25 protein-coding genes are annotated in these 24,280 nt (G+C 43.1%); 8 read left to right on the plus strand and 17 right to left on the minus strand.

Translation table 11 applies throughout. From position 1 onward, the window contains the following. Positions 1–106: 106 nt before the first annotated feature. The 9 genes from tuf to fkpA form a co-directional block, all read right to left on the minus strand. Positions 107–1,291, minus strand: coding sequence for an elongation factor Tu (gene tuf, locus O7C57_RS18500; RefSeq protein ID WP_154624778.1), 1,185 nt, complete (start codon positions 1,289–1,291; stop codon positions 107–109). Between the two features lie 77 nt (positions 1,292–1,368). Further along, entirely contained in the window at positions 1,369–3,495 is a 2,127-nt protein-coding gene (fusA, locus tag O7C57_RS18505) for an elongation factor G (RefSeq protein ID WP_154624192.1), read from the minus strand. A gap of 83 nt (positions 3,496–3,578) precedes the next feature. After that, positions 3,579–4,049: a 30S ribosomal protein S7 gene (gene rpsG, locus O7C57_RS18510; RefSeq protein ID WP_004262486.1), complete on the minus strand. Its 471-nt coding sequence runs from the start codon at positions 4,047–4,049 to the stop codon at positions 3,579–3,581. Positions 4,050–4,147: 98 nt separating this feature from the next. Beyond that, positions 4,148–4,522, minus strand: coding sequence for a 30S ribosomal protein S12 (rpsL, locus tag O7C57_RS18515; RefSeq protein ID WP_163860560.1), 375 nt, complete (start codon positions 4,520–4,522; stop codon positions 4,148–4,150). Positions 4,523–4,659: 137 nt separating this feature from the next. Continuing rightward, the gene (gene tusB / locus O7C57_RS18520; protein WP_154624190.1) at positions 4,660–4,947 is read right to left on the minus strand and encodes a sulfurtransferase complex subunit TusB; all 288 of its coding nucleotides are present in this window, start codon (positions 4,945–4,947) and stop codon (positions 4,660–4,662) included. 20 nt (positions 4,948–4,967) lie between these two features. Then, positions 4,968–5,327, minus strand: coding sequence for a sulfurtransferase complex subunit TusC (gene tusC, locus O7C57_RS18525; protein ID WP_154624189.1), 360 nt, complete (start codon positions 5,325–5,327; stop codon positions 4,968–4,970). 111 nt (positions 5,328–5,438) lie between these two features. Then, positions 5,439–5,840, minus strand: a complete 402-nt coding sequence (gene tusD, locus O7C57_RS18530; protein ID WP_154624188.1) for a sulfurtransferase complex subunit TusD — start codon at positions 5,838–5,840, stop codon at positions 5,439–5,441. Next, positions 5,837–6,541, minus strand: a complete 705-nt coding sequence (locus O7C57_RS18535) for a helix-turn-helix transcriptional regulator (protein WP_154624187.1) — start codon at positions 6,539–6,541, stop codon at positions 5,837–5,839. Before O7C57_RS18535 ends, tusD begins: the two co-directional genes overlap by 4 nt. Before the next feature lie 533 nt (positions 6,542–7,074). Next, a complete protein-coding gene (gene fkpA, locus O7C57_RS18540) occupies positions 7,075–7,827 on the minus strand; it encodes an FKBP-type peptidyl-prolyl cis-trans isomerase (protein ID WP_154623262.1) in 753 nt (250 codons plus the stop codon). 209 nt (positions 7,828–8,036) lie between these two features. On the opposite strand from fkpA, the gene O7C57_RS18545 reads away from it, so the two are divergent. Next, positions 8,037–8,258, plus strand: coding sequence for a SlyX family protein (locus tag O7C57_RS18545; protein ID WP_154623261.1), 222 nt, complete (start codon positions 8,037–8,039; stop codon positions 8,256–8,258). 65 nt (positions 8,259–8,323) lie between these two features. Here the strand turns inward: O7C57_RS18545 and slyD are convergent, their stop codons facing one another. The 4 genes from slyD to kefG all read right to left on the minus strand — a co-directional run bounded on the left by slyD (position 8,324) and on the right by kefG (position 11,594). Further along, positions 8,324–8,932 (minus strand): peptidylprolyl isomerase, encoded by a 609-nt coding sequence (gene slyD / locus O7C57_RS18550; RefSeq protein WP_154623260.1) that lies wholly within the window; start codon positions 8,930–8,932, stop codon positions 8,324–8,326. Positions 8,933–9,019: 87 nt separating this feature from the next. Next, positions 9,020–9,223: a YheV family putative zinc ribbon protein gene (locus tag O7C57_RS18555; protein WP_154623259.1), complete on the minus strand. Its 204-nt coding sequence runs from the start codon at positions 9,221–9,223 to the stop codon at positions 9,020–9,022. Positions 9,224–9,234: 11 nt separating this feature from the next. Further along, positions 9,235–11,040 (minus strand): glutathione-regulated potassium-efflux system protein KefB, encoded by a 1,806-nt coding sequence (gene kefB, locus O7C57_RS18560; protein ID WP_154623258.1) that lies wholly within the window; start codon positions 11,038–11,040, stop codon positions 9,235–9,237. Beyond that, entirely contained in the window at positions 11,040–11,594 is a 555-nt protein-coding gene (kefG, locus tag O7C57_RS18565) for a glutathione-regulated potassium-efflux system ancillary protein KefG (protein ID WP_154623257.1), read from the minus strand. Before kefG ends, kefB begins: the two co-directional genes overlap by 1 nt. Positions 11,595–11,894: 300 nt before the next feature. On the opposite strand from kefG, the gene O7C57_RS18570 reads away from it, so the two are divergent. Then, a complete protein-coding gene (locus O7C57_RS18570; RefSeq protein WP_269723430.1) occupies positions 11,895–13,832 on the plus strand; it encodes an ABC transporter ATP-binding protein in 1,938 nt (645 codons plus the stop codon). A 128-nt stretch (positions 13,833–13,960) separates the two neighbouring features. On the opposite strand, the gene adiA is transcribed toward O7C57_RS18570, so the two are convergent. Both adiA and O7C57_RS18580 read right to left on the minus strand, forming a co-directional pair. Further along, complete coding sequence (adiA, locus tag O7C57_RS18575; RefSeq protein WP_163860555.1) at positions 13,961–16,237, minus strand: arginine decarboxylase; 2,277 nt, start codon at positions 16,235–16,237, stop codon at positions 13,961–13,963. Between the two features lie 118 nt (positions 16,238–16,355). Then, positions 16,356–17,216 carry a MurR/RpiR family transcriptional regulator gene (locus O7C57_RS18580; RefSeq protein ID WP_154623254.1) on the minus strand — a complete coding sequence of 287 codons (861 nt, stop codon included), beginning with the start codon at positions 17,214–17,216 and terminating at the stop codon, positions 16,356–16,358. 236 nt (positions 17,217–17,452) lie between these two features. Between O7C57_RS18580 and murQ the strand changes: the two genes are divergently transcribed. Further along, positions 17,453–18,364 (plus strand): N-acetylmuramic acid 6-phosphate etherase, encoded by a 912-nt coding sequence (gene murQ / locus O7C57_RS18585; RefSeq protein WP_269723431.1) that lies wholly within the window; start codon positions 17,453–17,455, stop codon positions 18,362–18,364. A gap of 27 nt (positions 18,365–18,391) precedes the next feature. Next, the gene (gene murP, locus O7C57_RS18590) at positions 18,392–19,864 is read left to right on the plus strand and encodes a PTS N-acetylmuramic acid transporter subunit IIBC (RefSeq protein ID WP_163860554.1); all 1,473 of its coding nucleotides are present in this window, start codon (positions 18,392–18,394) and stop codon (positions 19,862–19,864) included. A gap of 69 nt (positions 19,865–19,933) precedes the next feature. Here the strand turns inward: murP and O7C57_RS18595 are convergent, their stop codons facing one another. Continuing rightward, complete coding sequence (locus O7C57_RS18595) at positions 19,934–20,539, minus strand: LysE family translocator (protein WP_154623251.1); 606 nt, start codon at positions 20,537–20,539, stop codon at positions 19,934–19,936. A gap of 95 nt (positions 20,540–20,634) precedes the next feature. Here O7C57_RS18595 and O7C57_RS18600 point away from each other — a divergent pair, with 95 nt between their 5' ends. Genes O7C57_RS18600 through O7C57_RS18610 form a run of 3 tightly spaced genes read left to right on the plus strand, consistent with a single transcriptional unit; the run spans position 20,635 to position 22,759 of the window. Further along, entirely contained in the window at positions 20,635–21,609 is a 975-nt protein-coding gene (locus tag O7C57_RS18600; RefSeq protein ID WP_163860553.1) for a hydrolase, read from the plus strand. Positions 21,610–21,614: 5 nt separating this feature from the next. Beyond that, complete coding sequence (locus O7C57_RS18605) at positions 21,615–21,833, plus strand: YheU family protein (protein ID WP_154623249.1); 219 nt, start codon at positions 21,615–21,617, stop codon at positions 21,831–21,833. A gap of 59 nt (positions 21,834–21,892) precedes the next feature. Then, the gene (locus tag O7C57_RS18610; RefSeq protein ID WP_269724005.1) at positions 21,893–22,759 is read left to right on the plus strand and encodes a phosphoribulokinase; all 867 of its coding nucleotides are present in this window, start codon (positions 21,893–21,895) and stop codon (positions 22,757–22,759) included. A 71-nt stretch (positions 22,760–22,830) separates the two neighbouring features. Here O7C57_RS18610 and O7C57_RS18615 read toward each other — a convergent pair whose 3' ends face one another. Continuing rightward, positions 22,831–23,235 carry an OsmC family protein gene (locus O7C57_RS18615; RefSeq protein ID WP_154635684.1) on the minus strand — a complete coding sequence of 135 codons (405 nt, stop codon included), beginning with the start codon at positions 23,233–23,235 and terminating at the stop codon, positions 22,831–22,833. Between the two features lie 306 nt (positions 23,236–23,541). On the opposite strand from O7C57_RS18615, the gene crp reads away from it, so the two are divergent. Further along, a complete protein-coding gene (crp, locus tag O7C57_RS18620) occupies positions 23,542–24,174 on the plus strand; it encodes a cAMP-activated global transcriptional regulator CRP (protein WP_004923862.1) in 633 nt (210 codons plus the stop codon). Positions 24,175–24,280: the final 106 nt, after the last annotated feature.

A 24,280-nucleotide genomic window follows, 5' to 3' on the forward strand; every position in this document is an offset into this window, starting at 1 on the left:
TTGAGATAACTCAAGATAACCAATTGATTAATAATATATTACTTGAATTATTTTGAGTATAAAAAGGGCATCTTAAAGATGCCCTTTTTACTAAAGTGGGTTGTTATTATGCAATGATTTTTGCAACAACACCCGCACCTACAGTACGGCCACCTTCACGGATTGCGAAACGCAAACCGTCATCCATCGCGATTGGGTGGATCAGGGTAACTTTCATGTTGATGTTGTCACCTGGCATTACCATCTCTACGCCTTCTGGCAGTTCGATAGTACCGGTTACGTCAGTTGTACGGAAGTAGAACTGTGGACGGTAGCCTTTGAAGAATGGAGTGTGACGACCACCTTCATCTTTGCTCAGGATATAAACTTCTGATTCGAAAGTAGTGTGTGGCTTGATTGAACCTGGTTTCGCCAGAACTTGACCACGTTCGATTTCTTCACGCTTAGTACCACGCAGAAGAACACCAACGTTCTCACCTGCACGACCTTCGTCTAGAAGCTTACGGAACATTTCAACACCAGTACAAGTGGTTTTCGCGGTCTCTTTGATACCAACGATTTCAACTTCTTCACCCACTTTGATGATACCACGCTCAACACGGCCTGTTACTACTGTACCACGACCAGAGATTGAGAATACGTCTTCGATTGGCAGCAGGAATGGCTTGTCAATTGCACGCTCTGGCTCTGGAATGTAGCTGTCCAGTGCTTCTGCTAATTCAACAATTTTCGCTTCCCACTCTGGGTTGCCTTCCAGCGCTTTCAGAGCTGAACCACGGATAACTGGTGTGTCATCGCCTGGGAAATCGTACTGAGACAGAAGCTCACGAACTTCCATTTCAACCAGCTCTAACAGCTCTTCGTCGTCTACCATGTCACATTTGTTCAGGAAAACGATGATGTAAGGAACACCAACCTGACGACCTAACAGGATGTGCTCACGAGTTTGTGGCATTGGGCCATCAGTTGCAGCAACAACCAGGATTGCACCATCCATCTGCGCAGCACCGGTGATCATGTTTTTAACATAGTCGGCGTGTCCTGGGCAGTCTACGTGTGCGTAGTGGCGAGTTGGTGTATCGTACTCTACGTGAGAAGTAGAGATGGTGATACCACGCGCTTTTTCTTCTGGTGCGTTATCGATTTGATCGAATGCACGAGCGCTACCGCCGTAAGTTTTTGCCAGAACAGTAGTGATTGCTGCTGTCAGGGTAGTTTTACCGTGGTCAACGTGGCCGATTGTACCAACGTTAACGTGCGGTTTGGAACGTTCAAATTTTTCTTTAGACACGACTCTATTCCTTATGGAGTTCCCTCTTCACTATAAAGAGGGAACTTAATTAAAGTAGTTAAATCGATTAAAACCGATTACTTAGCGTTACGAGCTTCGATAACAGCTTGTGCAACGTTGTTAGGTGCTTCATTGTACTTCAAGAACTCCATTGAGTATGAAGCACGACCTTGAGTTTGTGAACGCAGGTCTGTAGCGTAACCGAACATTTCTGACAATGGTACTTGTGCACGAACAACTTTACCAGTTGCCATGTCATCCATACCTTCAATCAGACCACGGCGACGGTTCAAGTCACCAATAACGTCACCCATGTAGTCTTCTGGTGTTTCCACCTCAACTTTCATGATTGGCTCAAGCAGAACAGGTTTAGCTTTTTTGAAGCCATCTTTAAACGCGATTGATGCCGCCAGTTTAAATGCCAGTTCAGATGAGTCAACATCATGGTAAGAACCGAAATGCAGACGAATACCCATGTTAACAACAGGATAACCAGCCAGTGGGCCAGATTTCAACTGCTCTTGGATACCTTTGTCAACCGCAGGGATGTATTCACCAGGGATTACACCACCTTTGATTTCGTTGACAAATTCGTAGTCCATAGGAACGCCGTCTTTATCATTTTTGTCAAGTGGGTACATATCGATAACCACATGACCGTACTGACCACGACCACCAGACTGTTTCGCGTGTTTACCTTCGATGTCTGTCACTTTAGCAGTGATAGCTTCACGGTAAGCAACTTGTGGTTTACCAACGTTCGCTTCAACTTTAAATTCGCGACGCATACGGTCAACCAGAACGTCCAAGTGCAATTCACCCATACCAGCGATGATGGTTTGACCCGTTTCTTCATCACTTGATACGCGGAATGATGGATCTTCTTGAGCCAAACGACCCAATGCGATACCCATTTTTTCTTGGTCAGCTTTAGTTTTTGGTTCAATTGCAACAGAGATTACTGGCTCTGGGAATTCCATACGTTCTAGGATGATTGGCGCTTCAACAGCACACAGAGTATCACCTGTAGTTACGTCTTTCAGACCGATAGCTGCCGCGATGTCACCAGCGCGAACTTCTTTAATCTCTTCACGCTTGTTAGCGTGCATCTGAACGATACGACCAAAACGTTCTTTCTTAGATTTAACTGGGTTCAGAACCGTGTCACCTGAGTTAACAAAACCAGAGTAAACACGGAAGAACGTCAGGTTACCAACGAACGGGTCAGTTGCAATTTTAAATGCTAAAGATGAGAACGGCTCATCATCACTTGCGTGACGTTCAGCTGGCGTATCTTTACCATCGTCCAGAATACCATTGATTGCAGGTACATCTGTTGGTGAAGGTAAGAACTCGATAACTGCATCCAGCATTGCCTGAACACCTTTGTTCTTAAATGCAGAACCACAGGTAACCAGGATAATTTCGCTTGCAAGAACGCGTTGACGAAGAGCAGCTTTGATTTCTTCTTCAGACAGTTCATCACCGCCTAAATATTTTTCCATCAGTTCTTCTGATGCTTCAGCAGCAGATTCAACTAGGAAGTTATGCCATTCTTCAGCTTGATCTTGCATATTCGCAGGGATATCTTCGTATTCAAAGGTAACGCCTTGATCTTCATCGCTCCACTTGATCGCTTTCATTTTGATCAAGTCAACAACACCAGTGAAGCCTTCTTCTGCACCAACTGGTAATTGAAGTGGAACTGGGTTTGCAGCCAGACGTGTTTTTAATTGTTCAACAACACGCAGGAAGTTTGCACCCATACGGTCCATTTTGTTAACGAACGCGATACGTGGAACTTTATATTTGTTAGCTTGACGCCATACAGTTTCAGACTGTGGCTGAACACCACCAACAGCACAGTAAACCATAACTGCACCATCAAGAACACGCATAGAACGTTCTACTTCGATAGTGAAGTCAACGTGTCCTGGGGTGTCAATAATGTTGATACGGTGTGGCTCAAACTGTTTTGCCATACCGGACCAGAATGCTGTAGTCGCAGCAGACGTGATAGTAATACCACGCTCTTGCTCCTGTTCCATCCAGTCCATTGTTGCAGAACCTTCGTGGGTTTCACCAATTTTATGGTTTACACCTGTATAGAACAGAATACGTTCAGAAGTTGTTGTTTTACCGGCGTCGATGTGTGCACTGATACCGATGTTACGATAGCGTGATATGGGCGTTTGACGGGCCATTTTTTCCTCTCTCGTGGGCGTTCAATTCATCATATAAAGGGTAGCGGAAGGCTACCCTAAGAAGCATCACTAATGCGGTGAAATTACCAGCGGTAGTGAGCGAACGCCTTGTTAGCTTCTGCCATACGGTGAACGTCTTCACGTTTCTTAACAGCAGAACCTTTGTTCTCAGCTGCATCCGATAATTCGTTTGCCAGGCGCAGAGCCATTGACTTATCACCGCGTTTACGAGCAGCATCAACGATCCAACGCATTGCCAGAGCATTACGACGAACCGGACGAACTTCTACAGGAACTTGGTAAGTAGAACCACCAACACGGCGGGATTTAACTTCCACAGTCGGACGCACGTTATCCAGTGCGAGTTCGAATGCATCAAGTTCAGTCTTACCAGAACGCTGAGCCAGGGTCTCAAGCGCGTTATATACGATTGCTTCAGCAGTAGATTTTTTCCCGTCTACCATCAGGATGTTCACAAATTTGGCCAGTAATTCTGATCCGAACTTAGGATCTGGAAGAATTTTACGTTGACCAATTACGCGACGACGTGGCATGGATATTACTCCGTTGTTAATTCAGGTTTGCCCAAAACTCTATTAGAGTATTTTGACATTAAGATTAAAAATGTTTGGCCTTACTTAACGGAGAACCATTAAGCCTTAGGTTTCTTAGCACCGTATTTAGAACGGCCTTGTTTACGGTCTTTAACACCAGAACAGTCCAGTGCACCGCGAACGGTGTGATAACGCACACCTGGCAAGTCTTTAACACGACCGCCACGGATCAGGATTACGGAGTGTTCCTGCAAGTTGTGGCCTTCACCACCGATGTAGGAAGAAACTTCATAACCGTTAGTTAAACGAACACGGCACACTTTACGTAGTGCTGAGTTTGGTTTTTTAGGAGTGGTAGTATATACACGAGTACATACGCCACGTTTTTGCGGGCAAGCTTCCAGTGCTGGAACGTTGCTTTTAACAACTTTCGAGCTACGTGATTTGCGTACCAGCTGATTAATAGTTGCCATTATTAAAAAAGCTCCTGGTTTTTTTTGCTTCGTAAACACGGATTTCGACCTCGTTCGCCAACATGACGATACACGAGGACGCGAAATTTTATTGCTGACTGGCTCAGGTGTCAAGAAATATACAACTTTTAACGCTTTTATAGGGCAAAATGTTGTTTATGGCTCACAGTTAGCTGAACAAAATCGCGATATGAAGCTAAAGAGACCTGTTCTGATAGCATATTCTGCAAACCTCGAGCATTGACATCTGCATCTAACGCATAGATTTGTGCACCTTTTTTTTGCAGTTCACAAAGATGAGTGGATTGATGAATGGCAGCAATAACGCCATCTTGTAACAATAATACCGCATCATCCGGCGTGATCAGTCGTAGAAACGCGGTGAGATCACAGTGAAAAGGTGACTTTGCTATAGTATAAAGCATAGAAAAGATCCTACAACAGATCAAAATTTAAGCACAACATCATATTCGGATAATTTATCGCGAATTTGTGTCGAATTGATGACATTTACCTCAACGATCCACTCACTATTTTCGCAAATCCCTCTTTCTTTTAGTGAATCCGCACACACAAAAATATTATTGATATCGTAAAGTGGCAAAATTTTAAACGTGGAAATATAGTCTCTCGCTAAAATTTCTTTTGGATTTTGATTAGCAAGTAACTGGCAGACACCATCTGAAAGGAAAAAAACATCAATATCTTCAGTGAGTGCCGATGTGGCAAGTAGCGCATCTAGCCCTTCTCGACCACTTGCATTTCCGTGAGGCATGGAGGTAAAAACAAAGGCAAACTTTTTCATATATCCACTAAATGATGCAAAGCGTTGCTAAACCGCCCCCCACAACCGGCTGAGTTTGAGTTTACTCAGGTCGCCATGATGAAGGGGGGTGAATCGCATAATAAATTGGTTTTAAAAACGAATGGTTCTATCCGCTGTTATCATCGCCTCAGCTAAACTTCCGAGCCCACTCATCATAAAACCCTCTCCTAAATTGCTAACGGCAAGTGATAAAAGCTCAGCCTGTTCTTTATCCACTACCCCGCGGCGCAACGCGGCAGAAACACAAACATGCATTTCACAACCCGATTTTATCGCTAATTGCTGCCATGCTTTCACTAAATTGAATTCATCATTGGCAGGTGACGTTAGCGCATTCGCATTCGTCACACCTTCACTGTAAAAAAAGAGCGTTTTTAAGCAATGCCCTTCCTCAAGAAGTGCATTCGCAAATTGGTAAGCACTGGCTGCTTGCTGTGTACCATAAGCGGGTCCAGTAACTAGCAAGCAGTATGTGAGAGATTGTTTACTCATTCCCCACTCTTAAACTGGCGAATATAGAGATACACGGTATGTTTAGAGATATTTAAGCGGTCAGCCACCTGGTTAATGGCATCTTTAATATCAAAAATACCTTTTTCATACAGATTAAGTACAACTTGTTTATTTTTCGCATTGTTCGACACATTACGATCGGCCCCCACCTCTTCAATCGTAAATTCTAATGTCTGAGCCACCAAATCGTCGACGGAAGAGGCAAAGTTAACATCTGAAGTCACATCTTGTTTTTCTTCAGGCACAAAGCTTTTAATAATCTCTGAAAATGGCACATCTAAATTCATATTAATGCACAAAAGGCCTATCACGCGTTGATTGCGGTTACGAATGGCAATCGTAACCGATTTCATCAGGTCGCCACTTTTCGCTTTCGTAAAATAGGCTTTTGAAACATTTGATTCTTCATCCGCCATATCGTGAAGCATACGCAATGCAAGATCCGTAATGGGTGAACCAATTTGACGTCCAGTATGTTGCCCGTTGGCTATTCTGACGGCTGAACATTTTAAATCTTCCAGAGAGTGAAGAACGATTTCACAATGTGCACCTATCAACATAGCTAAGCCATCTACGGCAGCTTCGTACGATTTTAGAATTTCATGATCAGTCTGAGTAAAAGGCTCATTATTTAATAAATTAATATCATTATGATCATTTGAAAGTACTGAGTTAGACATTTTTAAACACCATCCTTCAAGTGTACGAAAAATCGCCTTACTGACTCATGAAGCGTTAATTGTTGGAGGCTTTTATACTCGTCATATTTCAAGTTGCGACATTGCTGGCGACGTTCAATCGCACTAGTTGTATAGTTTCCTATATGCCTAGCGAGTCATTCACTTGCCGCCCTGCTGCACCTCGAATTATTTAGTGTATAGCTTCATTGCATATGTTTGGTCAGCAAATGTGGCGATAAATAATTAGGTCGAATACAGTGAAGTTAAAACTACGAGGCGCCGCCGTCAAGCAATTGCATGCAAGAGAGTTTGTCTTATCACAAGTTTTCAGCAAAATAAGCATTATTTTTAACACATAATCCATCAACTAATGCCAAATAAGCTTATGGGTCCCTTTTCTTAAATATATAAGAGTTATCAATAAATTAATTATTATATTTTGCTTAACTCTTTTTTTGAAGAAAATAAGTTGATCACGCCTTAACGTAAAAAACCCAGACATCGCTGGGTTTTTTATGACAACTTAACAATTATTATTTTGCTTCTGGCTTGATGTCTAATAGTTCAACATCAAATACCAGTGTGGAGTTAGCAGGAATTCCTGGAACACCATTTTCACCGTATGCCAGTTCCGCTGGGATCACGAGCTGGATTTTGCCGCCTTTCTTCACATTAACCAGACCTTCTGTCCAACCTTTAATCACTGAATTCAGTGGGATGGTCAGAGGCTCATTACGTGAATATGAGCTATCAAATTCAGTACCATCCGTCAGCATACCTTTATAGTGAACGACAACGGTATCATCTGCTTTAGGTTTAGCACCTGTACCTTCTTTTTCAATTTTGTACAGTAGGCCTGACTTAGTTTTCACTACGCCTTTTTCTTTCGCGTATTTTTCACGATACTCAGCACCTGCTTTTTCATTCGCAGCTGACTCATCTTTCATTTTTTTCTCAGCCGCTTGTTTAACTTGGCCTTCAAACTGGCGTAGCGTCTCTTCAACTTCTGCATCCGTCATTTTACTTTTGTTGTTGAAGGCATCTTGAACACCAGCAAGCAACTGAGCTTTGTCTAGATTGATACCAATCGCTTTTTGCTCTTCCAATGAGTTTTGCATATAGCGGCCCAAAGACGCGCCTAATGCATAGGCATTACGCTCTTCGGCTGATTTAAATGCGCTACTTGTTGGCGCTTTAGCAGTGGTCTCAGCCGCCATAACTTGAGGGGCTCCAAAAGCCAATGCTAATGTCGTTGCCAGAAGACTTGCCTTAAACAGTGATTTCATCCTAATCTCCGATATCTATTATAAGTATGCGTTGTTACTCACTTATTAAAATTCAGTGTAGAATAGTAAGCAACAGAATGACTACTTAGACAACATTAACAAAAAGAGGTTTCATCGCCTATCTCTTTAACTAAAACTTATCTATTGATTTGTAATGTTCAGTTATTATGATGGCTTTTTTATGATAAAAAGCCATAAGGGGCTCCAAAATGGATTCATTTGACGCTTTTGAACAACGCCTTGAGCTTTTAGAAAGCAAAGTGGCTTTTCAAGAAATTACGATAGAACAACTTAACCAAGTGATTACCGACCAACAAATGCAGTTGTCCAAGTTACAAGAGCACATACGTATTGTGGCAGAGCGATTAAAATCATCTCAATCCTCTCACCTCGCAAGGCCAGAAGAAGAGACACCTCCTCCACATTACTAATTCGTTATCAACTTCAGACGCAAAAAAGGAAAGCCAGCGCTTTCCTTTTTTTGTTATTTAACCACTTAGTGGCAACCACAACCGCCGTGTTTGTGGCCATGGCCGTGACCTTCACCGCCACCACAACAACCGCCAGCATCACCATGGCTATGGTCGTGACCATGACCGCCGCCACAGCAACCACCTTCATGGTCGTGATCGTGGCCATTTGCACCGTGAACATGACCATGAGCCAATTCTTCTTCGGTGGCTTCACGAATCGCGATGATCTCAACATTAAATTTCAAGTTTTGACCCGCTAACATGTGGTTACCATCGACGATGACTTCATCACCTTCAATACCGGTAATTTCAACTGGCACCGGTCCCATATCTGTATCTGCCAAGAAGCGCATACCAACTTGCAGTTCTTCAACGCCCATGAACACATCTTTTGGAACACGTTGAACTAAGTTTTCGTCGTATTGACCGTATGCGTCATCAGAGGCGACTTCAACATCAAAGTGATCACCTACAGCACGACCTTCCAACGCTTTTTCCAGACCAGAAATTAAAGAACCACGGCCATGTAGATAGTCGAGTGGCGCATTTGCCGGGGACTCATCAACTAAAACACCGTCTTCTGTTCTTACTTGATAAGCCAAGCTGACTACCAAATCGTTTGCTACTTTCATGACATCTCCTACAACCCATAGAGGGGAAAAATTTTGCTAATTGTACCGGAAAACAAAACAGCTGTATTGAGAATTGACAAAATTCTCTTATTCAGGCGTAAAAATTCCGATCACTTGCTCTTGTTTTCTCACATGAGGAGTCGCACTATCATCAACTTGGCGCTGCTGATCCCCACAATTAACGCACTCAACAACATCAATTTGATCTTCACGCCACATCATGAGGGTGTCTTGTGATTGACATTTAGGGCAGATTGCCCCTGCAATAAACCGCTTACGTGTTGACGACATTAATCTATCCTTTATTTATCATGATTCCAGCTATGTGGCTGGCGATGTTCTCTTAGCATCTCTTTTTCGAACAACTCATTTAACTCTCGGCGCGCTTCTTTAACACGGGAAATTTGGCCGCTATCACCTTCATTTTCTGGGATTATCTCCCGTAATACTCGCATATCCAATCGTCGAAAATGCTGTTTGGCGCGATAGGCTTTATGCGGGTGCATGCCTGTACTAATGAGTGCTTTACTCCCCAACTCTAATGCGCTGGAAAAGGTTTCACGACTAAAATCGGTGACGCCACGCTGCAATAATTCATGCGCCTCAACGCGCCCTTTTGCTCGAGCAATAATATGTAGGTTTGGAAAGTTTTCTTGACATAATTGCACGATTTCCATCACCTCTTCAGGAACGTCACTCGTAATGACAATCGCTTTCGCTTTCTCGGCTCCCGCTGAACGCAATAGTTGTAGCTCACGCGCATCACCATAATAAACGGTATAACCATAACGACGCATGGTGCTAATTGCCGTGACATCCTGCTCAAGAACCGTAATTTTCACTTTATTAGCCATTAGTAAGCGACCAACAACTTGGCCCATGCGCCCAAAGCCAACTAAAATCACATGGGGATCATTGTCTTCAACGAATGGTTTTTCATGGGAAACAGGCTGGCGATTATAACGATAATTCAAATAGGCATCGATCAATTGCATCACAAGTGGTGTCGTCATCATCGATAACGTGACGACCACTAGCAGTAAATCCATCTGCCTTTCATCAATCACACTGGCACCCGATGCCGTCGCAAAAATAACAAACGCAAACTCACCACCTTGGCTTAATACGCCAGAAAATTGCGCTCTAGCGCCATTGCGTAATCGCGCTATCCAACTGAGGGTGTACAGCACTAGAGCCTTCACCGAGACTAAGACCAGAACACCGAATAAAACTTGTGGAAGATATGACCAGAGTATTTGTAAATTTAGCGACATACCCACTGAGATAAAAAAGAGTCCCAGCAATAAACCTTTAAATGGCTCAATATTAATTTCTAACTCATGGCGAAATTCTGTTTCAGCGAGCATCACTCCCGCCATAAAAGTTCCGAGCGCCATGGAGAAGCCGAGGCTTTCCATAATAAGCGCAGAACCAAGCACAACCAACAGTGCTGCCGCGGTAAAAATCTCATGGACACCTGATTTTGCCGCCAGACGGAACATCGGGCGTAATAAGTAACGTCCCACCACCCAAAGGCCTGCAAATGCAGCAACCTTCAAGCCAATACGATACCAATCACTGCTCGCGGTATCACCAGCCAATAATGGGATTAATGCCATTATTGGGATCACGGCCATATCTTGGAATAACAATACCGAGAACCCTAACTGCCCGCTCTCTTTATTGGACATGCCCTTTTCATTCATGAGCTGCAAAGCCATTGCGGTTGATGACATTGCCATACCTAGCCCGCCAACAACCGCAGCTTGCCAAGAGAATTTTGCTAAAAAAAGTAATCCCGCCATGATTGCGGCCGTGACGACAACTTGTGCTGTCCCAACGCCAAAAATGGAACGACGTAACTCCCAGAGTTTCGATGGCTTCAGTTCTAAGCCAATTAAAAACATCAAAAATACAACGCCCATTTCCGAAAAATGGAGAATATCGTCAACGTTATGAATGAAACCAAAGACAAACGGTCCAATCATGATACCCGCTAATAGATACCCCAGCACCGCACCTAAACGAATTTTTTGGGCGATGGGCACCATGACAACCCCAGCACACAGGAACACGATGACAGCTTCAAAGATATCGAGTTGTCCCATTAGGAGAGGCCCCCTGTTTGTAATGGTTGTTGTAACCACTCACGGTACCCTGAGATGATCTGCTGTAAATGGTGTTTATCTTGCCTACGCGCAGCATAAATAATGTTGGGTTCTAACCATTGCATGTCACACATTGCCGCTGTCAGTTCGAAAGGACGTAAAATGTCGTTTAAGGGATAACGATTATAGCCTCCATATTGATAGGCTTCCTGAGGCTCTCCCGTGGTAATGACTGAGCGCCAATATTTCCCTTTTAATTTTTGATACCCCATATCTGTCGCAAAACGTCGCGTTAATACTCTATCAAACCACTCTTTTAATAACGCTGGGCAACTATAGGTATAGAGGGGATGCTGAAAGACAATGACGTCATATTGGCATAGCAGTTTTTGCTCTGCGGTCACATCAATAAAATAGTCAGGATAAGTCGCATACAGATCATGTACAGTCACATGGTCTAAATCTTTGACGGCTTCGAGCAAAGCTTTATTGGCGACGGATTCTTCAGGGTCAGGATGTGCGTAGAGTACTAATACTTTCAGCTTATTTGACATCTTTCCCTCCTCAAAGGCGTGTCAGACGGATAATTTTCCGTTACCATGCAGCTTGGATATCGCTTTTATTTTACACCTACACATTTTCGTATGGTCGTATACCAGCTGAAAATTCTAGGGTATTCACTGTATATACTCTTAATAATTCGAATTGCAGTGAGGCAGCAAGTGAATGAATCGCTAGGCACCTAGAGAGCTAGGTAACTAGTGTGGATAAACTAGCTAGCATGCCTTGACAACACGCGCTGCAACTTGAAGTATGACGCGTATAATTTAACATATTTTCAACTGACGGCATCTATGATTGTTTTCTCTTCATTACAAATTCGCCGTGGCGTTCGCGTTTTGCTGGACAATGCCACCGCGACAATCAACCCAGGTCAAAAAGTTGGGTTAGTGGGTAAAAACGGCTGTGGAAAATCAACCCTGCTTGCATTGCTAAAAGGCGAATTACAAGCAGAAGCAGGTTCGGCTACCTTCCCAAATACATGGGCGCTCGCTTGGGTTAACCAAGAAACCCCCGCCCTCGATCAGCCTGCACTTGAGTATGTGATAGATGGTGATCGCGAATTTCGTACTCTCGAACAACAACTGCAATTGGCCAATGACAAGAATGATGGCCATAAAATAGCCGCCTTACATGGTCAACTTGATGCAATTAATGCTTGGAGTATCCGTTCACGCGCTGCAAGTCTGTTACATGGCCTTGGTTTCAATCAACACCAATTACAAGAACCGGTAAAATCATTTTCAGGTGGCTGGCGCATGCGCCTTAACCTTGCGCAAGCATTGCTATGCCGTTCTGATTTATTATTACTGGATGAACCAACGAACCACCTTGATTTAGATGCCGTCATCTGGTTAGAGAAATGGCTGAAAAGCTATCCTGGCACATTAATATTAATTTCTCATGACCGAGATTTCCTCGATCCGATCATTGATAAAGTATTGCATATTGAGCAAGAAAGTATGTTCGAATATACCGGCAACTATTCTTCCTTTGAACGGCAACGCGCCACCAAACTGGCTCAGCAACAATCTTTATATGAGAGTCAGCAAGCTAAAGCAGCCCACCTACAAAGCTATATCGATCGCTTTAGGGCACAGGCAACCAAAGCGAAACAAGCTCAAAGCCGTATTAAAATGTTAGAGCGGATGGAAATGGTGGCACCGGCCCATGTCGACAATCCCTTTCATTTTTCCTTCCGTAAGCCTGAAAGCTTGCCAAATCCATTACTGAAAATGGAAAAAGTCAGTGCCGGTTATGGTGATACCATCATCTTAAAATCGATTAAATTGAATCTGGTTCCCGGTTCGCGTATTGGTTTGTTAGGCCGCAACGGTGCGGGTAAATCGACACTGATTAAACTACTTGCTGGAGACTTACAGCCATTACAAGGCACTGTTTCGTTAGCTAAAGGTATTAAATTAGGCTATTTCGCGCAGCATCAGTTAGAGTATTTGCATGCTGACGAATCCCCTTTGCAACATCTCGCAAGACTGGCACCACAAGAAACCGAGCAGCAATTACGTGATTATTTAGGTGGGTTTGGTTTTAAAGGGGATCAAGTGACTGACCCAAGTGGCCGTTTTTCTGGCGGCGAAAAAGCCCGTTTGGTACTCGCCTTAATTGTTTGGCAACGACCTAATTTGTTACTGCTTGATGAGCCCACGAACCACCTAGATTTAGATATGCGTCAAGCGCTGACAGAAGCATTGATTGATTTCGAAGGGGCCTTGGTTGTGGTATCTCATGATAGGCACTTATTACGTTCCACAACCGATGACTTATATTTAGTGCATGATGGTTTGGTTGAACCTTTTGATGGTGATTTAGAGGATTACCAACAATGGCTAGCCGAACAAAATAAAATGGAGTTACAGCAGGCTCGCGATCAACAAGAAAAAGAACGCCCAGCGAACACAACGACAGTCACTGCGCAAGATAGAAAAGATCAAAAACGCCGCGAAGCCGAGTTTCGCCAGCAGACTCAACCTATTCGTAAAAAGTTGGTGGAGTTGGAAAAGAAAATGGAGAAGCACGCTAGCGCCTTAGCCGAACTGGAAGCGATGCTTTCTGATGCCTCCATCTATGAGCATGCTCGCAAGAATGAGCTATCAGAATGTTTGAAAAGCCAAACCGAGCAAAAAAATGCGTTAGAAGAGGTGGAAATGGCATGGATGGAACTGCAAGAGCAGCTCGAAGCCATGACCACTGAATTCGAATCCAACGCGTAGCCGATTGATTTATCTCTTCCAAAGAACCGTAGTGGGAACAAATAGGTGTTGAATAAACAGACATTCACCTCGTTGTTCCCTCGGTTCTCTAAAGATAGCGCGTTAATATTCGCGCTCCCCTATTTCACTTATTGCTCTCGTGCTGTCACACACATCACATGATATCGGCCATCAATAACTTCCGTGCCTTCAGTTTCATGCTCAAAACCAGGGAACGCACTATCCCATGCCTGTAAACCTTGTAAATAACGAATATGGGGGCTATTTTCATCACCAAAGTTTTCCCCCGATAAAAGCATTGGGATACCGGGTGGATAAGGAATAATCGAGTTAGCGGCCACTCTACCGACTAATTGATCAACCGGAACCGCTTCAACACGATTCGCCACAATTTCTTGATAAGCATCTCGCGGGCTCATCATCACCTGAGGTAAATGCGAATACGCCTGATTGAGTAATCCGCCTGGGTTATTTTTCTGTAAATAAGCAAACATATTATCCCCTAGGTCACGTAACCCCATTTCACCATAAATTTCAGGGGCAGACTGCACAACCTCAGGGAGCACCTTTTTCAACGCGGTATTACTATCATAGTGACGCTTAAAGGAAAGCAGGGTATTCACTAATGTTCCCCACTTCCCTTTGGTGATCCCCATCGAAAAGAGAAACATGATTTGAAAGTCAGTAGTGCGTGTCGGCACAATGCCATAATGATTGAGCCACGCGGTCACCAGTGCAGCAGGCACCCCTGTATCCAATAAGTTACCATCATCCCCCATCCCAGGAGAGAGAATACTCACTTTAATAGGGTCTAACATGGCCCAATTATCAGGAATATCATTAAAGCCGTGCCATTTATCCTCTGGATGCATGACCCAACAGCTTTGCTCTTTCATGAGTAGTTCAACAGGGGCATCTTCAAAGGCATATCGTTTACCCGTGGCAGGGTCTTTCACCATTTCCTGATTCCAAGGCTTAAAGAACCATTCCCCATCATTGATAAATTCTTTATACAAATAAGCCAAAGACTGCCTAAAATCGATAGATTCACGGATCACCTCATCGGTCAGTGACCGCCCGCTATTACCATCCATCATATCCGCGGCGATATCATTGGATGCACAAATCGCGTATAGCGGTGAGGTGGTTGAGTGCATTAAATAGGCTTGATTGAAACGATTAAAATCAATCGCGTTACGACCATTACGTACGTGAATAAAAGAGGCTTGTGATAAGGCATTCAGTAACTTATGCGTAGAATGCGTGGCAAAAATAGTGGGCTGGTTTTCTGTTCTTTCTTCATCACGCATTGCGAAATGGTCACGATAAATAGGGTTAAAACGCGCATAGCCATACCAAGCTTCGTCAAAATGAATACGGTCTAAAGAGCCATCCAGCAAGTCTTGTACCTTACGTGCGTTATAACAAACGCCATCATATGTACAATTGGTCACAACACTATAAGCCGGTTTCTGTTTAACTTTCGCCTTCGTAAGCGGGTTATGCGCGATTTTAAATTTAATCGCATCTGGCGTCATTTCTTTGGGATAAATTGGCCCAATAATGCCATAACGATTGCGACTCGGGATCATATAGACGGGTTTCGCCCCCGTTAATATTAATCCTTGCTCAATAGATTTATGACAATTACGGTCAATCACCACGACATCTTCATCCGTCATGCAGGCTTGCATAATTGTTCGGTTAGAGCCGGAGGTGCCCACAACCACAGAATAAGACTGGTCAGCACCAAACACACGAGCTGCATTCTTTTCACACTCGCCGAATGCCCCTGTATGGTCAAGTAACGATCCGACAGCCACGCGCTCTATTCCGATATCTGTACGGAAAAGATTTTCCCCAAAAAAATCATGATAAATACGCCCTGCTGGCGTTTTGGTAAACCCTACACCGCCTTGGTGACCCGGCGCTGCCCATGAGTATTCATGCACATCGCTGTACTTGATTAGGCTTTTCATTAACGGTGGGAGCAATTGAGAGCGATAGCGTTGAATAGCCGCCAGTACTCGGCCTGCAATGAAGTCGGCTGAATCTTCTAAGATCCAAGCAAATTCATCAACTTGCTCCATCATATTACGATCAAAAGCAACCAGCGCTTCTTCACGATCACTGAGCAAGAAGACGGGAACATCTTCTTGCCTACGATGTAATTGGGTAATTAAGCGATGCGCTTGAACCTGTTCATCACGGTCAGACATATCTCGACCGTACAATAAGCAATCAATACTGGTATTTGAGCGGATATAAGCGAGGCCGTCTTCAAAGTCGCGAATGATGACTGTTTCGACATGTTCATCATTGAGTTCACTGGCAAGTCTTGCTACTGCATGGCTAATGACGGAGTCGTCATCCGTTAGCTCCGTATAAACAATTAATGCCCTCATTAATAATGCCCTTATTATATTGCGTCATATTATTTATTCATTATATTAGTCTTAACTCAAATAAGGGCATTTTGCAAAGAACAAGCAAGTGACTTATTGATAAAAAACAATTTTACCTTTACTCGTCTAATTTATTGATCATGACTCGCGCATTCATTACCAACATTTTCGCTCGTGCTTCACGTTTTTGGAGCAAAGCCATAAACAGTAGATCTGTCAGCGTATTTTGAGCCGTTCTCGATGAAATTGATGAGCTACGCCATTCGTTTTCTTCCGCAATACTTTCCAGTACATAATCTGACAATTGTGCTAAAGGAGAAAGCCTACTACGCGTAATTGCCACCACATTAGCGCCTTGTTTACGGGCAATGCTGGCAGCAGTCAGCATATCTTTACGCTTACCTGTAAACGAAATCACAATTTGAGTATCCTGCGGGGTCAAGGTCAGTGCGGCTGCAATTTGCACATGGTGATCCGATTCTACCAAGGTGGTGATACCAATCTTTTGTAATTTGTAACTTAAGTCTTTGGCCGTTAAGCCTGATCCCCCAATACCCACAATCTGTACACGTTGTGATTTATCAATGCTATCCACAATTTTTTCAAACATTTTAAAATCGAGATGACGCGTTGTTTCGGTGATGGAATAGTTTTTTTCCAGAGCCAACTTTTGTGCGACAACCATTAGGTTATCGCTCTGAGTGATACGATTATGCAACGCCACATGGGGGTTCGCTTCATCAAGTTGTTGACGACCAATAATTTCACTGAGTGCTAATTTGAGTGCCGGATATCCCTTCACGCCGACCTTTTGGCTAAATTTAACAATAGCAGATTGACTCACATTCAACGTTTCCGCCAGTTGCTGAGAAGATAAGCTAAGTACGCGCTCGGGTTTTTCGAGGATGTACTGAGCGATCTTACGTTGATTTTCAGCAAGCCTTGGCAGCAAACACGTGATGGTATCCAGTAAAGTCATCCTTATTCCTTATTCATTGCCTATGATTAAAAATAAATTATTCCTCGTAGAAAAATAGCATTACTTAGCATTAATCCCTTAAATTCAATAAGTAACCAATCATCTCTATCTAAATCATACAGAAATATTCTTTCATATTGACAATTCAGAATAGAGAGCACCGTGATCATTATCACATCACTGGAATAAATAATTCCTTAATATCCTTCCATTAACCGAAGTAGGAGTAATTTATTATGACCATTGACTTAAGCAAAATGGTAACGGAAAGTCGTAACGCAGCGAGCACCCATATCGATCAGTTGTCTACTCTTGATATGTTGCAAGTCATCAATAATGAAGATAAGCAAGTACCCTTTGCTGTCGAAAAAGTACTGCCACAAATAGCACAACTTGTCGACAAAGTCGCCCAAGCATTTCTCAATGGCGGTAGATTGATTTATTCAGGTGCAGGCACATCAGGTCGCCTCGGTATTTTGGATGCGAGTGAATGCCCTCCTACCTATGGCACTCCCCATGAACAAGTGATTGGTTTAATCGCTGGCGGTCACCAAGCCATTTTCCGTGCTGTTGAAAATGCGGAAGATAAACCAGAGCTGGGAGAGCAAGATCTGATTAACATCCAATTTAATCACAAAGATGTACTTGTCGGTATTGCCGCTAGTGGCCGTACACCTTATGTACTCGGTGCGCTGGCCTACGCACACACAGTCGGCGCTGTGACAGCTTCCATTAGCTGTAACCCAAATAGTCCGGTCGCCAATGCAGCCGATATCGCTATTACACCTATTGTCGGACCAGAAGTCGTGACAGGTTCTTCACGCATGAAGGCAGGAACAGCACAGAAATTAGTGCTCAACATGATCACGACGGGTGCAATGATCCGTATTGGTAAAGTCTTCGGCAATTTAATGGTCGATGTTGAAGCAACCAATGCCAAGTTAGTTGAGAGACAAGTCAGAATCGTCATGGAAGCGACTGAATGTGACAGGGAAACCGCAGAATCCGCGTTACAACAATGTCAAAGACACTGCAAAACAGCAATTTTGATGATCTTATCTGGGCTAAATGCACATGAAGCACGTCAATTGCTATCAGACAATAATGGGTTTATTCGTACGGCGCTCAACGTCGCAAAGTCCGTTTAATAAACGGAAACTGATAGGGTAAATGGCATGGCTAAAATCACAAAAGAAATGATGCAGGAGATCCTGCAAAAGGTCGGCGGCAGTGCAAATATTAAGCAAGCGGGAAACTGTATGACTCGCTTGCGTTTAACACTCAACAATGACCAACTTGTCGATAAAACAGCAATTAAACAAATCGCTGGCGTCCTTGGCGTCATCGAAAGTGATGAGCAATTACAAATTGTTCTAGGGCCAGGTAAAGCTCAAACTGCTGCTGACCTAATGAATCAAATACTCGAAAGTGGTGAGCAGGTCGTTGACGAAAAAACAGATCCTTCATTAGCAACGAACCTAAGTGCACTTGCCTCATCGAATAAGCAACAGATGAAGCAGAAACAAACAAGTGCAGTGCATCGTTTTTTATCTAAGTTTGCCACCATTTTTACTCCCCTTATTCCTGGGTTTATTGCTGCCGGTCTACTACTCGGTTTCGCAACATTAGCGACTCAAACCTTCTATCCGGAAGGGTTACCTAAAACCCCAGAGCAACAGACATTTGGCGTGCACTTAATTCTTTATATGTCGGTGTTCAGCAAAGGGTTATTTAGCTTTTTAAGTATTTTAATTGGCTATAATGCCCAAAAAGCCTTCGGTGGTAGTGGAGTCAATGGCGCGATTATTGCCGCACTCTTTGTATTGGGTTATGACCCCAATGCAACCACTGGGGTGTTTTCAGGAATGACCAACTTTTTTGGTTGGGATATAGACCCTAGAGGCAGCATTATCGGTGTGTTAATCGCCTGTATTTTTGGTGCATGGGTTGAAAAACAGGTACGTAAAATTATTCCTGCTAACCTTGATATGATTTTAACTTCCACCATTACCTTACTGATTGTTGGTGCGGCGGCTTATGTGGTCATCATGCCATTAGGTAGCTGGTTATTCAGTGGTATGTCATGGCTATTTATGCACCTCAATGGTAATCCATTTGGAACCGCCGTATTAGCAGGTTTATTCTTGATCGCCGTGATGTTTGGGGTACACCAAGGATTTGTTCCCGTCTATTTTGCCTTAGTGGATGCCCAAGGCTTCAACTCATTATTCCCAATTTTGGCCATGGCGGGTGCTGGGCAAGTGGGTGCCGCTCTCGCACTCTATGCAAAAGCGAAAAAAGATTCGGTTTTACGTAATCAAATTCGCGGTGCCATCATTCCGGGCTTCCTTGGTATTGGAGAACCCCTGATCTATGGCGTCACCTTACCACGCGTGAAGCCTTTCGTGACGGCCTGTTTAGGGGGGGCTGCGGGTGGTTTCTTTATTGGTTTAATTGCTTGGATGGGCTTACCTGTCGGACTGAACACGGTGTTTGGCCCATCAGGTTTAGTTGCCATTCCGCTCATGACCTCTGCCCAAGGTGTGTTTGCAGGTATGTCGGTTTATGTCGGTGGCATTGCCGTCGCTTATGTGTGCGGATTTATTTTCACTTACTTCTTTGGTAGCAAAAATATCGATTTGGATTAAATGATAGGGGGAGCCACAATGATTAGGCTCCCCCCTTCATAAAGGTTTTTTGCCGTTTACCGCACATTTTTATTCAAGCCAAATCAAGAGGACGCAAGCTGCCGTTAATAGTCCCATCACTATATTAAAAATAAACCACGCACGACGGCTTCTTAAAAAATGGCCAATGAAGACTCCGCCAGCCATCCAAATTACCCCTGCCACTAAATTAACCATGACCACGGCAATACTCATTATAATAATCGATTGAGTAAACAGTTCTCCGGGGAGACTATAACTACCGACAGCACCGAGCCCCATCATCCAAGCTTTTGGATTTAAAAATTGTAACAACCCACCTTGATACCATTTGATGTTTTTGGCAACGGTACTCTCTGTTTTCAATGGTGAATAGCTGGCGGTTGCGGTTTTCCATGCCAACCACAATAAATATATACTACCAACGATTTTCATGCCGATATGTAATGCGGGATAAAGCAATAAAAGCGCTGCAACACCAAACGCGGAAAGGTAAAGTATAGACTGCATACCCAACATGATCCCCAATAATAAGGGAACACTGCGACGGAAACCATAATTGGCAGTGCTTGATGTTAACAACATGTTGTTAGGACCGGGTGTTATTGCTGCAATAAATAGAAACGTAAAAAGTGAAAAAACTAGTCCTAGACTCATTTATAATCAATCCTAACGATTAAGTGCACTTGCATCACAAAAAAATAACAGTATGTTATGTGCCCCACAAGGGTATTACTAAATTAAATAAGGCTATGTCAGAAAACTTTCGACCAATCAACTGGGCTAAGAATCCACACCTTCAAACATTATTGCCAAGGATCTTTCGACGTACACCGAAAATTAAGCCTATTTGGCAACGACTTGAGTTACCTGACGGTGACTTTATCGACCTTGCTTGGAGTGAAGCCCCTGAGCTGGCACGCGATAAACCGCGTTTAGTGATATTTCATGGCTTAGAAGGTAGTTTTAAAAGCCCTTATGCTCATGGCATGTTAGAAAGCGCCCAGAATCACGGTTGGTTAGGGGTGATCATGCATTTCCGAGGTTGTAGTGGTGAACCGAATCGTCAAAAGCGGATTTATCACTCAGGTGAAACCAGTGATGCGCGGTATTTTTTGCATTGGCTAAAACAGACTTGGGGAAATGTTCCAACCGCTGCTGTTGGCTATTCTCTTGGTGGTAATATGCTTGCTTGCTATTTAGCGGAAAGTGGTGATGAGGCAGACCTTGATGCAGGGGTTGTCGTATCTGCTCCTTTGATGCTAGAACCTTGTTCGATTCGCATGGAAAAGGGGTTTTCCCAATTCTATCAACGTTATTTACTGAATGGATTGAAACGTAATGCCACACGCAAACTGGTGCGTTACCCAGGTTCATTACCCCTAAATTTAGCGCAACTGAAGCAACTAAAACGTATTCGTGAGTTCGATGATGTGATCACGGCTAGGATCCATGGTTTCGAAAATGCGACAGATTATTATCAAAAATGCAGTGCGTTACCAAGGTTACCCCGTATTACCAAACCGACATTAATCATTCATGCCAAAGATGACCCTTTTATGGCACCTGATGTCGTGCCTGATTTAGCACATTTACCCGCGAATATCGAATATCAAATGACTGAACATGGTGGACATGTTGGTTTTGTTAGCGGTTCCTTTAGGAAACCAGAAATGTGGTTAGAAAAACGTATTCCTCAATGGTTAACAGCATATTTAAGTAAATAAACGTCATGATTATTCCTTGGAAAGATTTAGACCCTGACACTTTAGAAAACCTGATCGAAGCTTATGTCTTACGTGAAGGAACAGATTATGGTGAACATGAAAAGTCGTTACAACAAAAGGTAGACGACGTAAAACGGCTGTTAGTTTCAGGAGAAATTGTGCTAGTCTGGTCAGAATTACATGAATCTGTTAATTTTATGCCAAAAAGTCAGTTTCGCCCGTAAACCCGTTTCGCTCATGATTTTAATAAGCATGGACGCAAACGCAGCACAGGGAGTCCATGATGTCAAAAAAGCACCCAATTATTGCAATTACTGGTTCTAGTGGTGCCGGAACCACCTCCACAAGCTTAGCATTTCGTAAAATATTCCATCAGTTAAATATCCAAGCGGCAACATTAGAAGGGGATAGTTTCCACCGTTATACGCGTCCAGAAATGGATATGGCGATTCGCAAAGCAAGAGAACAAGGCCGCCACATCAGCTATTTTGGTCCCGAAGCGAATGATTTTTCATTGTTAGAACAGACCTTATTAGATTACAGCTTACAGGGTGGAGGTCAATCACGTAAATACCTTCATACCTATGATGAAGCTGTACCCTATGGGCTTCAGCCTGGCACATTCACACCGTGGGAACCCTTACCTGCAAATAGTGATGTTTTATTCTATGAAGGCTTGCATGGCGGTGTCGTCACGCCTGAAAACGATGTCGCACAGTACGTCGATTTATTAGTGGGTGTGGTTCCAATCGTTAACCTTGAATGGATCCAAAAATTGATCCGCGATACAACAGAACGGGGGCATTCACGAGAAGCCGTCATGGATTCCGTCGTACGTTCAATGGGTGACTATATTAATTATATTACCCCTCAATTTTCACGTACCCATATTAATTTCCAACGTGTACCGACTGTCGATACATCCAATCCATTTTCCGCTAAAGCGATTCCTTCACAAGATGAAAGTTTCATTGTCATTCGTTTTAGGGGGCTAGAACAGATCGACTTCCCTTATTTATTGGCGATGTTAAATGGTTCTTTTATATCCGCAATGAACACTATCGTTGTACCAGGTGGAAAATTAGGATTAGCGATGGAGTTAATCATGACACCGTTGGTCGAAAAACTCATAAAAAGAAAACATGATTAATAATAAATGATGCTTATTATTATTTAAAATAAGCATCATAAATTAAAAAATTTATATAATTAATAAATAAATTATTGGTTTTTGATTTCAAAACTGTGGGTAACAGTGACGGCTTTTTCTAACATTAATGAGACCGAGCAATATTTTTCAGCAGAAAGCTGAACAGCGCGTTCAACCGTTTTTTCCGTTAAATCCGTTCCCGTTACAATAAAGTGCAAATTAATATGGGTAAAATAACGAGGTGCTTCATCCCTACGCTGTGACGTTAATTTAACTTCACAACCCCTCACGTCATTACGGCCTTTTTGTAAAATAGAAACAACATCAACAGCACTACAACCGCCCGCAGCCATCAAGACCATTTCCATTGGGCTAGGCGCTTTATCACCGGAATTACCGTCCATCATAACTTGATGACCTGAAGCCGATTCGCCTAAAAAAGAGAGCCCTTCAACCCATTTAACTCTTGCTTCCATATTTTATTCCCCTAGGAAAAAGTTTATCTAAAAGATTACATTGTTACATAAACCCTTTCAATCAAATAGGCGCTTTATGATGCTGAATCGATAAAAACAAGACTTTCTGAGTTTAATATGTTACAAACAAAGTTCCACCTGATAGGGTTAAGATCAAAACTCAAGGTTTCAATTGATTATATTATAGTGTTGGTATTAACTTGCTCTATAATGCGAATTAATATGCTAAGCTAGTGACTTTAAAAAACCAGCTATTCTGGTGACGATTAACCGAATGGCTGTATTAACATACAGAGGATAACGCTAATGGTTCTCGGCAAGCCACAAACAGACCCTACTCTTGAATGGTTTTTGTCACACTGCCATATTCATAAATATCCATCCAAGAGCACTCTGATCCATCAGGGTGAAAAAGCAGAAACCCTTTACTATATCGTTAAAGGCTCAGTGGCTGTTTTAATCAAAGATGAAGAAGGCAAAGAAATGATCCTCTCCTATTTAAATCAGGGAGACTTCATTGGTGAACTAGGGTTATTTGAAGAAGGGCAAGAACGTTCAGCTTGGGTCAGAGCAAAAAGTGCCTGCGAAGTCGCTGAAATTTCTTATAAAAAATTTCGTCAGCTTATTCAGGTTAACCCTGATATCCTTATGCGCCTTTCCGCGCAAATGGCAAGCCGCCTACAAACCACATCAGAAAAAGTCGGTAATCTGGCTTTCCTTGATGTCACAGGCCGTATTGCTCAAACGCTACTTAATTTAGCGAAACAACCCGATGCGATGACGCATCCAGATGGAATGCAAATTAAGATCACACGCCAAGAGATTGGCCAAATTGTCGGTTGTTCCCGCGAAACGGTTGGTCGCATCTTAAAAATGCTAGAAGACCAAAACCTTATCTCCGCGCATGGTAAAACTATCGTGGTGTACGGTACTCGATAAACCTATAATTCGTCTGACCTCAATTGCATAATGGCTTTATATCTTTGATATAGAGCCATTTTCCTTCGATATCACCACAAAACCAGCAAATAGCATAAGTATCGTT

Source organism: Providencia sp. 21OH12SH02B-Prov (assembly GCF_027362595.1).
Classification (GTDB): domain Bacteria; phylum Pseudomonadota; class Gammaproteobacteria; order Enterobacterales; family Enterobacteriaceae; genus Providencia; species Providencia zhejiangensis.